Raw genomic sequence first — 14,902 nt, forward strand, 5'->3', positions numbered from 1 at the left:
ATCTTTTAATTTTAATTATTGTTTAAACTTATTTAATTTATCTCCGATGAGATCTCCGAATTGAAAACCTGTTTGTTCCTCATCTTTTGCATATTGCTGATACTCTTGTGCTTCCTGTTCTTCTTCTATTTCTCTAATACTTAATGACATTCTTTCTTCTTTCTCGTTAATATCGAGAACCTTCACCGTTACCTTTTGCCCAACTTCTAATACTTCATGTGGAGTGCCAATATGACGGTTTGCTATTTGAGATATATGCACTAAGCCTTCCACGTTCGGTAATACTTCTACAAATGCACCGAAGTTTACTAAACGTTTAACCGTACCTTCTAGTACTTGACCTGGTTGAATTTTCTCTTCCATTCCTTGCCATGGACCTGGTAGTACTTTCTTTCTAGATAATGCAATTCGTTCATTATCATGGTCGATAGATAGTACTTCTACCTTTATTTTTTCTCCTTCTGAAACAACTTCCGAAGCTTTGCTTACACGTTCATGGGATAGTTGAGATATATGTACTAATCCATCCATTCCACCTAAATCTACAAATACTCCAAAATCCGTAATCCGTTGTACGGTACCTTCTAATACCTGTCCTACTTCTAATGATTGAAGCAATTTAGATTTTTTGCTGGCTTGCTCTTGCTCGATAACTGCTCGATGTGACAAAATTACTTTATTTTGTTCTCTATCTAACTCAACTAATTGAACCGCTAAAACTCTGTCTTGATATGCAGCGAAGTCTTCCACAAAATGGGTCTCCACTAGTGAGGCAGGAATAAATCCGCGAACACCAACATCAACAACTAATCCACCCTTGACTACTTCTTTTACTTGGACATCAAATACCTCACCTGATTGAAATTTAGCTTCTAAATCTCCCCAGGCCATTTCTTGATCCACCAATCTCTTGGAAAGAATCACTTCATCATCTTCAATCTTTTTAATAGTTAAAGAAAGTGTATCCCCAACGTTAACTACTTCGTTCGGAGTTTCTACATGAAGAGCAGACAATTCACTAATCGGAATAATTCCTTCCGTTTTATAACCAATATCAACTAAAACATGCTTGTCTTCTATCTTGACAACCGTTCCAGTTACTTTATCTCCTACGTGAAAATCTAAGTTCTCTTGATTTGTTTCATTCATACTATTTCCTCCTTATCCAAACAGCCAATTACCAGTTTAATATTCTGAATAAAATACTTTCTTTTATAACTTCTAATATTTGACTATATTTGTCAAGATTAAAACCAGATATAAATGGATTCTAGGACTTTTCTCTTATCATCTATAAATTTAGATAATATTATTCGCTTCATCCAATATACGGTCCGCAACCTCAGAAATTGTTAAAGAAGTCGTGTCTATTTCTATCGCATCGTCAGCTTTAATCAATGGAGAAGCTTCACGTTCAGAATCAATTAAGTCTCTTTTTTCAATTTCTTTTTTTAATTCTTCCAAATCGGATGGGAAACCTTTTTCTAAGTTCTCAACATGTCTACGTTTGGCACGTTCATCTACCGAAGCAATTAAAAAAATCTTTACTTCTGCGTCCGGTATAACCTTTGTTCCTATATCACGACCATCCATTACTACCCCGCGTTCTTTAGCTAGCAATTGTTGCCTTGCTACCATATCCATTCGAACTTTCGGATGTTGTGCAACATAAGAGACATTATTTGTCACATCCTTTGTTCGAATATCAAGCGTGACATCAATATCATCTAATAATACACGTTGCCCATCTTCACCTTGTATTAACTTAACAGTTGTTTCTGCTAGTAAATTCACTAAATCAGACTCATCATTGACGTCTACTGAACTTTTTAATGCCTTTAATGTAATAGCGCGGTACATTGCCCCCGTATCAATATAAATATAATTTAATTTATTAGCGACTATTTTCGCTACTGTACTTTTACCAGCTGCAGCTGGGCCATCAATTGCAATCGCAATCTTCTTGTTCATTTTTTTCATTCATTCCTCTCATTGTAAATCAAAAGTTGCCATCCTGGTTCCCGCTATAATAGCCTCCCAGTAAATGATACAAAAGTATGATAAACTATTAATGCATTTCCTTCTGTCTAGCTTCTCGTTGCTTTTCAAAGCAAAAACGAATAATAATTTGTTTGTCCAATTCATCTAATGATTTTAATTTAATGGAGGCGGTATTAGCTGAATTCACATTGTGGATCAAGCGTATAATCTCTCCCTTTAATTCTAGATAATGATACTCACCAGATTGCATAGGAAGAACAAGGTGTACCATTATTTCCTCACCATCATTTATATGGATATCTTTTGGAACCACAACAGATAATCCACCACCACTTAAATCAACTGAAACAGTTGCAAAAGGAGCAAAATTATCATATACACTATGTAAAGCTACATCTACTGCCGTTTCAATTCTAACATATTCTCGACGTTGAATTCTCTCGATTTTATCCGATTCTGGGATTTCTAATGCGAGAGTGGGAATTTTTCCTTTATTTCTTTTCTTTACTTCTGTTTTAAAGCGATAGACAGATTGATCGTCTCCTAAATATTCGGCTTTCATTCTTGTCCCAACACGAAAAGATGCGCTTGTTCGCTTCATTTTTAGATGAACTGGATAATCGATGTATAAATACTTATTGTCTTTATCCACTACTTTACAACGATATTTTTCATTTTGTTTATGTTCCTCGCTATATGCTTCTATCGTTAGAAAAACGCCAATTTTCATGTTTATCCCCCATTTATATCTTCGCAGAGTTGTAATTTTATCTTTTCTTTTATTATCACAAAAAAAAACAAAAAGGGAAAGGACTAATACCTTTCCCAATTAAATACCTGCATAATTTATCTCTTTTCCATTCAGTCTTTCTACTTTTTCTTCTGTTCCGTCCATTGCATTAATAAAGATCCGATAGGTATCATCACCTAATATACCGAGAAACTCGTATGTCAGTACTTCTTCACCAAGGTCATTAGTAATCACTGCTAGATAATCTTCCTGGATTGCAACATTTGGGTTGACAAAGTCCTTAGCTTGCTCGGTACTAAGCCCTGGTTTAGGTATTTCTCTCTTGTGATGGTTAAGAAAATAGTTATTAGCGGTTAATCCAAGTATATCACCATTATCTAGTGCCACCTTTACCTCGATAGCATCTGCAAAAACTCTTACACCATTTTGATTATAAATAAACGAGTATATCCCAACATTTTCATACTGGCTACTATTTAACAGCTCCATACTTTCGAAATTATGTTCTTGAATATATTTTTCTGCTATTTTATAGCCTTCATTTAGACTTATTTGCTTTTCACCTACAGGTCGATCCACTAATAATGTAATAGGGTGTCCTCCTTGTTGTGTTAAATCCAGATATGCATTTTTCTTTCCATCCGAATAGGACACGCTGTATAGTGGTATATCTGCGCCATCACCTGTAGTGGTGACTCTCAAGTCCTTCGTTGCCTTGATATTAAAAATATCTTTACTATAGTTCAATGCCTCATTCTCATCAATTTTTGGACCTTCCACATTTTCATATTTATGGTTCTCTGAGGATGTCCCAGATATTGCCGAATCAATATTCCCTTCTGCAAAGCCTTCTACTTTTTTCTCTACAGTTTTAAATCCGTCAATAATTGTATTATCTGCCTGTGTATCCTCTGTCGCTAGAGCTAATTGTACATCCATCCAGCGGAGATTGTTTTCGAGTGCTGTGTGTTGAACTTGTCGCAGCTCATCTTTTATATTACCAGCCTGTGTGTAGAGATTTTTCAAAGTATCTAATTCCTTATCCGTTAACGGGTCTTTCTTTAAATCTCGAATTGCTGTTCGATACGTGAAGTCTCCTATTTTGGATAAAAACTCCTCTGTCTTATTAAATGGCAATAAAGTTAAAGGAAGCTGACCAACGTTCGATAAGGAATCTGATGTTAATCTCCAAATCTCTGCTAGCTGTGGTGAAAGTCTTTCTTTGGAATTCATAGCAATTGCAGTTCCAATCTTATCATGCATTAAATCCATATTATAAGTAAGTTCATGAAAGGCACGTTGATACGTGTTTTCAGCTTGTATTAATATTGCATTTTTTTCCTGATGTTCTTTATAGCCCCATATCGCTGTTCCAGTTACACCAATTGCTAATACAATAATTGTTATCCATCGCAACATATTTCTTCACCCCTTTATTTACAAAAGATATGTTTACCAATCCGTTTGATTTGTGGTCTACCCCATATCCAGCTCGATGTTGCTGTGTCAGGATTAAAGTAGTATATAGCTTCTCCAGTAGGATCCCACCCATTGATAGCATCCAATACAGCCTCTCTTGCTTTGTCGTTGGGAGTTAACCAAATTTGTCCATCCGCTACAGCAGTAAATGCCCTAGGCTCGAAAATCACACCGGCTACAGTATTCGGAAATGTGGGACTTTCTACACGATTAAGAATCACGGCTGCAACGGCTACTTGACCTTCATAAGGCTCACCCCTAGCCTCACCATATACAGCATTTGCCATGAGGTTAATATCATTTTGCGAGAATCCTTGTGGTACATTCACTGCCGTGTTATTAGTTGTATTCGCTGTATTTTGATTGGCATTATTGGTATTAGTGGCTGTATTATTTGTTGCATTCGTGTTATTGTTATTCGTATTTTGTGTATTTTGGTTTGGTTGTTGTTTTGGTTGTGGTGCAGTATTCCCTTTAGGAGCATTTCTGTTAGGTTTTGTTTGCTTTGCTAAGTCAGTACCACCATAGTAGGTAAAATCATTTCCTTTTGCTATTTGTGTATGTACCCACTTACCATCAAACTTCGAAACATTGACGAGTTTTTGTCTTGTTTTCAAACCTGCTAGACCGTCAATCGTTAACCCATAATCTTTTTGAAAATTCCGTAGTGCCCAGTAAGTTCCCCAACCGAAAACACCGTCAATCTTTCCTTTATAGTATCCAATGTACTGGAGTCTTGCCTGTAGTTCGATAACATCATCACCAACTGATCCACGCTGAATGATTTGATTCGTAAAGGCATCTACTTCTTTAGGATTAGATGTTTCTTGAAGTCCTATCGCAAATAGACATATAATAACTAACAAGATGTATTTTCTAAATGTCATGTTGATACCTCTCACTTTCATGATTGTCTAGTTGTACTATCTATTTTTCGATGAAACTGCTAATTTATGCATGTAATTCATAATTGGGCTATATTAAAATTCTCGAAAATAAAAAAGAGACCCTATAGTCTCTTTATTTATAGATTATGACGAACTGGCTATTGCTACCTTCATTCGATGTAAACCAAAGAACCAAAGTAATACCATAAAAGGTACGACAAATAATGCCCAGTTATCCGTTACGAAACCTAAAATAAAATTATAAATTCCATGTAAGGTAACAGGAAGACCTAAAGCTAATACTATATTTCCTAATCTGTTTTGCTGATTCATTTTTGCCTTACCAAAGTAATAGCCCATAATGACACCAAATAATGCATGTGATGAAACTGGAAATAACGCACGACTGACAGCATATTCAATACCGTTAGCCAGTAAATAGAGAATATTTTCTACTGTAGCAAAACCTAGACTGATGGCAACAGCGTAAACAATACCATCGTAGTGAGCGTCAAATTCGGTATGCTGATAGATGACGTAGAGAAAAATAAACCATTTAAAAAACTCTTCCAGAAGAGCTACAATAAAGAAGGATTGAACAAATAAATTCCCAATTTGATCACTTTCAAATGCATATTGGATAAACATGATTGGAAATACAAGTAAACATCCATATATAAATGTTCTAATAATTAATGGTAGTGGCTCAGTTATTCTATCTTTCAAATAAAAAAATGACATTAGGCCTAAAGCTGGAGCCATCCCTAGGGAGATTATTGCCAACATATATAAACCCTTCCCCTCCTAATTACATTAATCGTACCATTTTACCAGACAATTGGAAATACATATTTCGTAAGAAAAGCAGGTGTATTGATGAAAAAGATTATTATTGTTCATACAGGTGGAACTATCTCGATGCTAGAAAATAAAGAAACAGGAGAAGTAAATACGACGAATGAGCACCCTTTATCTAACATTCCATACAACTTTGGAGAAGACATCTTTATTGATGAGCACATGGAATTCTCATTACCATCTCCCCATATAACACCAAAACATATGTTAATACTTGCTCAAAAGGTAGAAGAATTATTGTTAGAATACGATGGAGTTGTTATTACACACGGAACAGATACACTAGAAGAAACGGCATATTTTTTAGACTTGGTATTAGATAGTGAAAAGCCTGTCATTTTAACAGGAGCAATGAGATCTAGTAATGAAATCGGTTCTGATGCCCTATATAATTTAATAAGTTCTATACGTGTAGTCCAAAGTCCTGATGCTTATTCTAAAGGTGTACTAGTAGTGATGAATGATGAAATTCATAGTGCAATCAATGTCACGAAGACTTCAACTAGTAATATCGCGACTTTTCAGAGTCCACAATATGGGCCTATCGGGATCATTACAAAAGAATCCATTATTTTTCACCATCAGCTCGTCACACGCACTACCTATCCAGTTACTACTATCACAAAGAATGTCCCTTTATTAAAGGCGTATGCTGGAATGGACAGTAACATATTGGAGCTAATCTGTAAGGGGAATCCCGATGGAATTGTTTTAGAGGGGTTAGGACAAGGTAACTTACCTAAAGACGTAATGCCAGCAATAAAGAAAATATTGGCAAATAACATCCCTATCGTTTTGGTCTCAAGAAGTTTTAGAGGGACTGTACAACCAACTTATGCCTATGAGGGTGGCGGAAAGCAGTTAAAAGAGTTGGGAGTTATTTTTACCAACGGATTAACAGGACCTAAAGCAAGATTAAAATTAATGATTGCTTTAGAGAATAATTTTGATATAACTGTAATAAGAGAAATATTTGAAAATGACTATTAAAAAACATGCACCTGATTATGGTGCATGTTTTTACTTTATATTAACCATTTTCCCATTTATTAACTTCAGATCGAACAATTGGTGCTACTTCTTCTCCTAATAATCGTATGGCCTGCATCACTTCTTCGTGTGGCATAGAACCAACTGGCACGTGAAGCATGAATCTTGTTATCCCAACATTTTTACGAAGGAAAATAATCTTCTCGGCAACAGTTTGTACATCTCCAGCATACAATGCTCCCTCTAGACTACACGCATGATCAAATGTGTCTCTAGTATACGGCGCCCAACCACGTTCTTTTGCAAGTACATTCATTGCCTGTTGCGTTGGCGGGAAGAACTTTTCAATTGCCTCCTCATTACTCTTCGCTACGAACCCATGAGAGTGGGATGCTACAGTAAGATTCGATGGATCATGTCCGGCTTTAATCGCAGCTCTTTTATATAGCTCTACTAAGGGTGCGAATTGAAGTGGACTTCCACCGATAATAGCCAAAACAAGGGGAAGACCTAGTAGCCCTGCACGAATAACCGAATCCGGTGTACCACCACTAGCTATCCAAACAGGAATAGGATTCTGTACGGAGCGTGGATATACACCACGATTATGTATGGATGCCCTATGCTTACCTTCCCAATTAACAATCTCCGATTCACGAATCGTTAATAATAACTCTAATTTTTCATCAAAGAGTTCATTATAGTCCTGTAAGTCATATCCAAACAGCGGAAATGATTCGATGAAAGAACCTCTACCAGCCATAATTTCTGCACGACCATTTGATATCGCATCTACCGTTGCAAACTCTTGATAAACACGAACTGGATCATCCGATGACAATACCGTAACAGCACTAGTCAAACGAATACGATTTGTACGAGCGGCTGCTGCAGCTAATACTACTGCTGGTGTAGAAACAGCGTAATCTTTACGATGATGCTCGCCTACTCCAAAGACATCTAAGCCGACTTGATCAGCTAGAACTATCTCTTCTACAACATCACGAATTCTTTCACTATGACTTAGTACTCTCCCTGTGTGAACATCTGGTGTTGTCTCAGCAAATGTTGTGATCCCAATCTCCATTATAAAATCTCCTTTTTATGAAATAGCTTGCTTGATAGCTTTTGCGATTTGTGCTCCATGGAATCGTCCATTCTCAATAAATATCTCATTATTGTTATTACCAGCAGCCACTACACCAGCAACAAAAACTCCATTTACGTTTGTTTCATATGTAGCTTCATCATAGAGTGGTTTACCATTTTCTTCATTAAATTGCACGCCAATACTTTTGATTAAATCGAAATTTGGTCGATAGCCTGTCATTGCAAAAACAAAGTCATTTGCAATTTTTTCCTCTCGATCCTGTACGGTATAATAGACATAGTCATCCGTAATCTTCTTCACATGTGCATGAAAAACCATTTTTATGATATCCTTGCGAACTAAAGAATCAAAGTCCGGCAAGATCCAAGGCTTAATGCTCTTTGAATAGGTCTCTCCACGATAAAGTACTGTAATGTTAGCTCCCGCCTTATGCAATTCAAGTGCAGCATCGACGGCAGAGTTCTTACCACCAATAACTGTAACATTTTTATTATAGTACGGATGACCTTCTTTAAAATAATGCTTAACCTTTGGAAGATTTTCTCCTGGTACGTTCATATAATTCGGTTGATCATAATAGCCTGTAGCAAAAACTACGAAATTAGCTTCATATTGCTTTTCTTCCCCAGACTCCTCTATTGTCGTAACGATAAATTTCTGGTCTTCTCTTCTAACTGTCATAACTTTTTCGAAAGAATTCACACGAAGCTTCAACCGTTCTGTAACATTTCGATAGTAGGCTAACGCTTGATTCCTCACAGGTTTTTGTCGCTCTGTGATAAAAGGGATTCCACCAATTTCCAGCTTTTCACTTGAACTGAAGAAGGTTTGGTGGGTTGGATAATGATAAATAGAATTTACGACATTACCTTTTTCAAGAATTAATGCATCGATTTCTTCATTTTGTAATGCTATAGAGCAAGCAAGTCCACATGGCCCCGCCCCAACAATAATAACCTTTTCCTTCTGTCTCATATCTAACACTTCCTTTTCCTATCTGCCAAAACCAAAAAACTCTTATCTATTGTATGATAAGAGTTTTTAAATAAATTATTACCTTACACCCATCCACGGAAACGTGATGCCTCTGCCATCTTTCTTACACCAACCATGTAAGCAGCAAGGCGCATATCAACTCTTCTCGTTTCTGCAGTATCATAAATTGAATTGAAAGCTTTCACCATGTTTTGATATAATTTCTCTTCAATTTCTTCTTCTGTCCAATAGAATCCTTGATTATTCTGTACCCATTCAAAGTATGAAACCGTAACCCCACCTGCAGAAGCAAGTACATCCGGTACCAACAAGATGCCTCTTTCAGTAAGAATTTTAGTAGCTTCCATAGTAGTCGGTCCATTTGCTGCTTCAACAACTATACTTGCTTTGATATTATGGGCATTTTCTTTTGTTATTTGATTTTCTACAGCTGCTGGTACAAGAATATCACATTCACATTCTAATAATTCTTTATTTGAAATCGTATTATCGAATAGTTTCGTTACTGTTCCAAAGCTGTCACGACGATCAAGTAAATAATCGATATCTAAACCTTCCGGATCATATAACGCTCCATAAGCATCCGATATACCAACAACTACTGCACCTGCATCGTGTAAGAATTTAGATAAAAAGCTTCCTGCGTTACCAAATCCTTGAACAATGACTTTAGCACCTTCTACACTCATATTACGCTTTTTAGCAGCTTCATTAATACAAATTGTAACCCCTTTTGCCGTTGCAGATTCTCTACCGTGTGATCCGCCTAAAACAATTGGTTTACCTGTGATGAAACCAGGGCTGTTAAATTCATCAATTCTGCTATATTCATCCATCATCCATGCCATAATTTGTGAATTTGTGAATACGTCTGGAGCAGGAATATCTTTAGTAGGTCCTACGATTTGACTTACTGCTCTTACATATCCGCGACTTAAGGCTTCTAGTTCACGAAATGACATTTCACGAGGATCACAAATAATTCCGCCTTTTCCTCCACCATATGGAAGGTCAACGATACCTGCTTTTAAACTCATCCAAATAGATAATGCTTTTACTTCTCTTTCTGTTACGTCTGGGTGGAATCTAATTCCCCCTTTAGTAGGTCCTACTGCATCATTATGTTGCGCACGATATCCAGTGAAGATTTTAGTTGAACCATCATCCATACGTACAGGAATTCTAACTGTCATCATACGAAGAGGCTCTTTTAACAACTCATAAACTTCATCAGGGTAACCCAATTTCTCCAGTGCGTTTTTTACAACAGTTTGAGTTGAACTCAGAACATCCAATTGACTATTTTTCTCTTTGGTAGAATCTGCTGCTTTTTCGGCTACCATGAATTTACCTCCTAAGGAACAAATAAATATTTATAATAGCTATTCTCAGAGATTAGTATACACGTTAAAAACAAATATGCAATATATAAATACTCTTTTTCGCATTTATTTTTACAAATCAATGAAAACGCTTACCAACATATAACATTACTGTTCTAAAAAGTATTTCTCACCAGTCTCTAGTTAATTAAATGCGTCGATAATAGTTTGAATTGCATTAGACTTTATGATAATCTTCCCGTATTCCTTTAATCTATAGGAGGTTACGATACTTGGATTCGCAAATTCAGACATCAGTGCAATAATATTTTCTTTGTTATTACCGTTAAGTTCCTCTCTATTTAACAGCATATAATAGCGATTTCCCATATAAAATACTTGACCGCCATTAACGGAAAGTGTGCTTAGATAGGAAGATACTTGTATTACATTTTCGAAGTCATCAAATGAAAAAATTAATTCTTTGCTCTCATCTAGTGTCACTTTCATTTCAATGAAATCCTCATCCCAATCTATAGTATCAGAGTTTTGAGTTACAATGACATGCATGCCTTGTGCCTGCATTAAGTAAACCTGAACATATAGTTTACCTTCTAATTCAAATCCTAGTTCAGAGCTAGCTTCATACATTACATCCGTAAAGAGGTTCTGAATGGTAGTGGCATCATGTAAAAACTCCTCTTTATTAAATCCCCGTTCTACGAGGTCATCAAACGTTAGAAAAATGGTAAATTGACTACTGGACACCCTTTCAATACGCACATAGCATCCTCCTCAAATTAACAGATTCATGTCAAATACTAGGAATAACTTCCATATACGACCTATATTTATGTGTATCGTTTTTATTAGTATATGCTTGAGTAAGAATTGTTGAACATGATACAAGTTAATCTTTCAGAGCCATTAGAAAACTTGGCATGAGCCAAGTTTGTAGACTTAGAAAGCTTGAAAAGCATATTATTGTTTATTAAGCTTCTATTGCATTACATTATTAGAAATATATACACACCTAAAATTAAAACAACAAGCATGATTACCATTAGAAGCCTTAACAAAGGTTTGCTAATTTTGAAATGAACTTTCTTATTTTCATAACCATGAACAACGCTTCTTGGTGGGAGATTTAGTACATTCATTTCACTTGTTTCGACCCGTTCCTGGTCTAGGTTACTATCTTCCGCTTCGGCTACAGAAATATCATCATTTGTGGGTACTGAATGCTCTTGCTCAGAATGATTATTCAGTTCGTTTAATATGGCACGCAATTCTTTTGCTTGATCATCTTTTTCCACTTTTACATTTTCCATTCTATTCACCCCAGACATGATAACGGATTAGTAATCCTAATAAAAAATCCACCAAAAAATGAATTGTAATTGTGGCAAGTATATTGCCTGTTAGTTCAAAAATATAACCAATGATGAAGCTTACAAATAGAGTAGAAATAAGTAGCACTGGCTTTCGCAGATAACGAATATGAACTACTGTAAAAAAGAGGCTAGCAAAAAGGAAGCCGAAAGTCGTTTGAATAACTCCTCGGAACAGAACCTCCTCAGATACGGCAATTAATAGGGTTAAACAGAAAATATATGGAACGGATATTTTGGAAAAGATTCGTTGATTAATTCCATCATCATTAAAATACCTATAAGGTAAAATACGAATTAATATAAGGTCAATAATTACAATACCAATTCCCGGTATTATCCCATAGTAAACTATTTCAGTGGGATCAAATTGCACCATTTTAACCCAATTATTGACATGGTCAAAAAGAAATAAACTCAGTATAAAACCTATTAGGAGGAACAATAATTGAGATATAACGACAGATTGTCTTAGCTCTTTATCTGAAATATGTTTGATGATTTCACTCTGTTTCATGATAATCCCCTATTAGCAATAGCCGCTTGAGCTTTTTCTCCCATGTAGGCAAATTAATTTCAGTTCTCGACTCTACGGGGTTAAAGTTCTTTAAGGTTATTCCACAATTGCTACAACAGTATTCATCTACCGGTGTATACCCCTTTTGAAATTTGCTATAGAGCTCTTCTCTTAAACAATTAGTAGTTTGTAGCCAGTGAAGCATGTCCCTTAATTTGTCATGCTTGAGATTTAACCGTTCGTTTCGTGTATATTTTATTTGTTGAAATATTTTAGCATGATGTTGCTCATATTTTAAACCATTTTCATATTTGATGCCATGTTTTTCTAGCTGGGCAATTAAAAATCTCCATTGGGTCTCACTAATCTCTAAAGCGGACTGTACCACATTCCCATCTGCGGGTATGGGTTGGTCTTGTTTATGCAAATGATTGAGATATCGATATGCACGATTTAGGTCTTCATCTGTTGGTAATTCATTCTCGATTAATTGTTTAGGAAGAAATTCATCTTGTTTCGCATAAAGAACGATACTTATGCTCTGTTTTCCATCCCGACCAGCTCTCCCTATTTCCTGAATAAACGATTCAATTTGTCCAGGGAAATGATAATGAAAAACAAACCGAATATTATTTTTATTAATTCCCATACCAAAAGCACTAGTACAGCAGATAATATCAATCTGGTCATTCATAAACTGTTGTTGGATAGAGATTCTATCCACGGCTTCCATCCCCCCATGATAAAAGGCGATTCGGTGATTGGGTAACCTTTGGGACAGTTTGAATGAGACAGTCTCAGCTGCTAATTTACTAGAAAAATAAATAAGTGTTGGTACCCTATGATTTTTAAGGGTATTGGAAATAATGTCAATCTTTTCATCATTTGTCATTACTTCTTGGATAGTTAAAGCAATGTTATGGCGATCCATAGGATATATATGTCTTTTAATTGCTTGTCTATCAATTGAATGAATTATATCATCTTGTACCTCTTTTGTAGCTGTTGCACTAAGGGCTAGCACTGGTGGATTACCTAATATTTCCATGACTAGTTTTAGTTTTTGATAATCTGGCCTAAACTCATGGCCCCATTGGGAAATACAATGGGCCTCATCAATTACAAACAAGGAAATGTTTACGTTTTTGAGATAGTGCAAAAGTTCTTGTTGTTGCAATATTTCAGGAGATACATATAGTAACTTATAACGACCTAATGACTGATATATTCTCCGCTTACTCTCATAATCTAAAAAACTATTAATCGCTATAGTATCTTTGAAATTCATTGCTTTCAACTCTTTAACTTGGTCCATCATAAGAGAAATCAGTGGTGAGACCACAATCGTAACACCATCAAGAAGACGAGCCGGTAATTGATAACAGATAGATTTACCGGTACCTGTCGGGAGAATTCCTAAGACATCATGGCCATTCAGTACATCCATGATAATTTCCTTCTGTCCCACTCGAAATGTACTGTATCCAAAATATCTCTTTAATTCTTCTTCTAGTCTGTATGAGTTAGTCATGCATGTCATCCCCCGGTAATAATTCTTTTAATCTAGCTAGTACAAGTCTAATTTGAAAGTAACTTATCGAATCATGACAGTGATCTTTAATTGCTTTTAGTTTATAAGAGCGCGCTTTCTGGATAGCAGCAAGAATCTCACTTTGATCCTCTTCCTTCACAAAACTCTCTATCTCCATATCTCGATCATATAACGCAATTTCCACAATATGATCATAGATGGTATTCAGTTTTAAGTTACGTTTATCAGCAATTTGCTGGATATGGTATCCATCGCGTAGCAATTGATAGGTTTGATTTGCCGTATTGGTAATAAATTTTTGATTATTCGTTGTTACGCTTGCAACATCTGTCAGTATCTCAAAGGTTGATGATTCATCACCAATTACGTGAAGAAGCCTATGAATAATTCCTATTAGAAGGATACTAGCATTATCTCTAGTTAACTGGTATTCATTTGCCAGCTGATCCATGCTTCTACCAATATATTTATATCCAGTAAACCTATTTATGAAGAACTCTGCTTCTAAATCGGATACATATGTTAACAATTGATAAAGCTCTTTGTATAGAGTCTCTGTTATATCTATATGTCGTTTTTGTTGATAAAATGTTCTCACCCAAGACGTTATTTCTGGACGATCTATAATTGGGATGAAGGCATTATTATTCGCTTTAATATTGGAATAGGTTTGAACTAATAAGTATAGCCGTTCAATAAAAGTAATATCTCTACCAGTGAATCGAATTCCGTTTAAATATGTAACGAGATTAGATGCACGATATTCTTTCAAAACGGCTTCACCAGTATCTGTTATCTGATAATAATCCTTATCCATCTTAATTAAGTTATTCTTTTGCATAGTAGTAATGATAGATATAAACGATTCCCTTGTCATCGTCTGGTATATTCCATAATATTTTTCAAGTCGAAAAAGCCTTGCATCGTGTACCGATTGGATTGACTTTTTTCCAGCTAGAATATGATATATACCATAGATTGTTCGATTATCTTTTATCTGCTTTATACATTCCAGGATTATTCCTTCTGTATACATACTTTTTACTC

At 35.7% G+C, this 14,902-nt stretch carries 15 protein-coding genes; 1 reads left to right on the plus strand and 14 read right to left on the minus strand.

Annotated elements, in window-relative coordinates:
• Positions 1 to 15: 15 nt before the first annotated feature.
• The 6 genes from rpsA to prsW all read right to left on the minus strand — a co-directional run bounded on the left by rpsA (position 16) and on the right by prsW (position 5,904).
• Positions 16 to 1,149: a 30S ribosomal protein S1 gene (rpsA, locus tag G5W_RS0108730; protein WP_010095935.1), complete on the minus strand. Its 1,134-nt coding sequence runs from the start codon at positions 1,147 to 1,149 to the stop codon at positions 16 to 18.
• A 150-nt stretch (positions 1,150 to 1,299) separates the two neighbouring features.
• A complete protein-coding gene (gene cmk, locus G5W_RS0108735; protein WP_029191069.1) occupies positions 1,300 to 1,971 on the minus strand; it encodes a (d)CMP kinase in 672 nt (223 codons plus the stop codon).
• A 97-nt stretch (positions 1,972 to 2,068) separates the two neighbouring features.
• A complete protein-coding gene (locus G5W_RS0108740) occupies positions 2,069 to 2,731 on the minus strand; it encodes a flagellar brake protein (protein ID WP_010095939.1) in 663 nt (220 codons plus the stop codon).
• A 99-nt stretch (positions 2,732 to 2,830) separates the two neighbouring features.
• The gene (gene ypeB / locus G5W_RS0108745; RefSeq protein WP_010095941.1) at positions 2,831 to 4,171 is read right to left on the minus strand and encodes a germination protein YpeB; all 1,341 of its coding nucleotides are present in this window, start codon (positions 4,169 to 4,171) and stop codon (positions 2,831 to 2,833) included.
• A gap of 14 nt (positions 4,172 to 4,185) precedes the next feature.
• Positions 4,186 to 5,118 (minus strand): spore cortex-lytic enzyme, encoded by a 933-nt coding sequence (sleB, locus tag G5W_RS0108750; protein ID WP_010095943.1) that lies wholly within the window; start codon positions 5,116 to 5,118, stop codon positions 4,186 to 4,188.
• A 144-nt stretch (positions 5,119 to 5,262) separates the two neighbouring features.
• Entirely contained in the window at positions 5,263 to 5,904 is a 642-nt protein-coding gene (prsW, locus tag G5W_RS0108755) for a glutamic-type intramembrane protease PrsW (RefSeq protein ID WP_010095945.1), read from the minus strand.
• A gap of 90 nt (positions 5,905 to 5,994) precedes the next feature.
• Between prsW and G5W_RS0108760 the strand changes: the two genes are divergently transcribed.
• Complete coding sequence (locus G5W_RS0108760; protein ID WP_010095946.1) at positions 5,995 to 6,966, plus strand: asparaginase; 972 nt, start codon at positions 5,995 to 5,997, stop codon at positions 6,964 to 6,966.
• A 40-nt stretch (positions 6,967 to 7,006) separates the two neighbouring features.
• On the opposite strand, the gene G5W_RS0108765 is transcribed toward G5W_RS0108760, so the two are convergent.
• The 8 genes from G5W_RS0108765 to G5W_RS0108800 all read right to left on the minus strand — a co-directional run bounded on the left by G5W_RS0108765 (position 7,007) and on the right by G5W_RS0108800 (position 14,891).
• Positions 7,007 to 8,053: an LLM class flavin-dependent oxidoreductase gene (locus G5W_RS0108765; protein ID WP_010095947.1), complete on the minus strand. Its 1,047-nt coding sequence runs from the start codon at positions 8,051 to 8,053 to the stop codon at positions 7,007 to 7,009.
• A gap of 15 nt (positions 8,054 to 8,068) precedes the next feature.
• Positions 8,069 to 9,052 carry a YpdA family putative bacillithiol disulfide reductase gene (locus G5W_RS0108770; RefSeq protein ID WP_010095948.1) on the minus strand — a complete coding sequence of 328 codons (984 nt, stop codon included), beginning with the start codon at positions 9,050 to 9,052 and terminating at the stop codon, positions 8,069 to 8,071.
• Positions 9,053 to 9,135: 83 nt separating this feature from the next.
• Positions 9,136 to 10,416 (minus strand): Glu/Leu/Phe/Val family dehydrogenase, encoded by a 1,281-nt coding sequence (locus G5W_RS0108775; RefSeq protein WP_010095949.1) that lies wholly within the window; start codon positions 10,414 to 10,416, stop codon positions 9,136 to 9,138.
• 183 nt (positions 10,417 to 10,599) lie between these two features.
• The gene (locus G5W_RS0108780) at positions 10,600 to 11,178 is read right to left on the minus strand and encodes a genetic competence negative regulator (RefSeq protein WP_010095950.1); all 579 of its coding nucleotides are present in this window, start codon (positions 11,176 to 11,178) and stop codon (positions 10,600 to 10,602) included.
• A gap of 224 nt (positions 11,179 to 11,402) precedes the next feature.
• Positions 11,403 to 11,726 carry a hypothetical protein gene (locus G5W_RS0108785; RefSeq protein ID WP_010095951.1) on the minus strand — a complete coding sequence of 108 codons (324 nt, stop codon included), beginning with the start codon at positions 11,724 to 11,726 and terminating at the stop codon, positions 11,403 to 11,405.
• 1 nt (position 11,727) lies between these two features.
• Entirely contained in the window at positions 11,728 to 12,303 is a 576-nt protein-coding gene (locus tag G5W_RS0108790; RefSeq protein WP_010095953.1) for a CPBP family intramembrane glutamic endopeptidase, read from the minus strand.
• Positions 12,290 to 13,834, minus strand: coding sequence for a RecQ family ATP-dependent DNA helicase (locus tag G5W_RS0108795; protein WP_010095955.1), 1,545 nt, complete (start codon positions 13,832 to 13,834; stop codon positions 12,290 to 12,292). Before G5W_RS0108795 ends, G5W_RS0108790 begins: the two co-directional genes overlap by 14 nt.
• Positions 13,827 to 14,891: a YpbB family protein gene (locus G5W_RS0108800; RefSeq protein ID WP_010095957.1), complete on the minus strand. Its 1,065-nt coding sequence runs from the start codon at positions 14,889 to 14,891 to the stop codon at positions 13,827 to 13,829. Before G5W_RS0108800 ends, G5W_RS0108795 begins: the two co-directional genes overlap by 8 nt.
• Between the last annotated feature and the right edge of the window lie 11 nt (positions 14,892 to 14,902).

It is taken from the genome of Ornithinibacillus scapharcae TW25, from assembly GCF_000190475.1.
Classification (GTDB): domain Bacteria; phylum Bacillota; class Bacilli; order Bacillales; family Amphibacillaceae; genus Ornithinibacillus; species Ornithinibacillus scapharcae.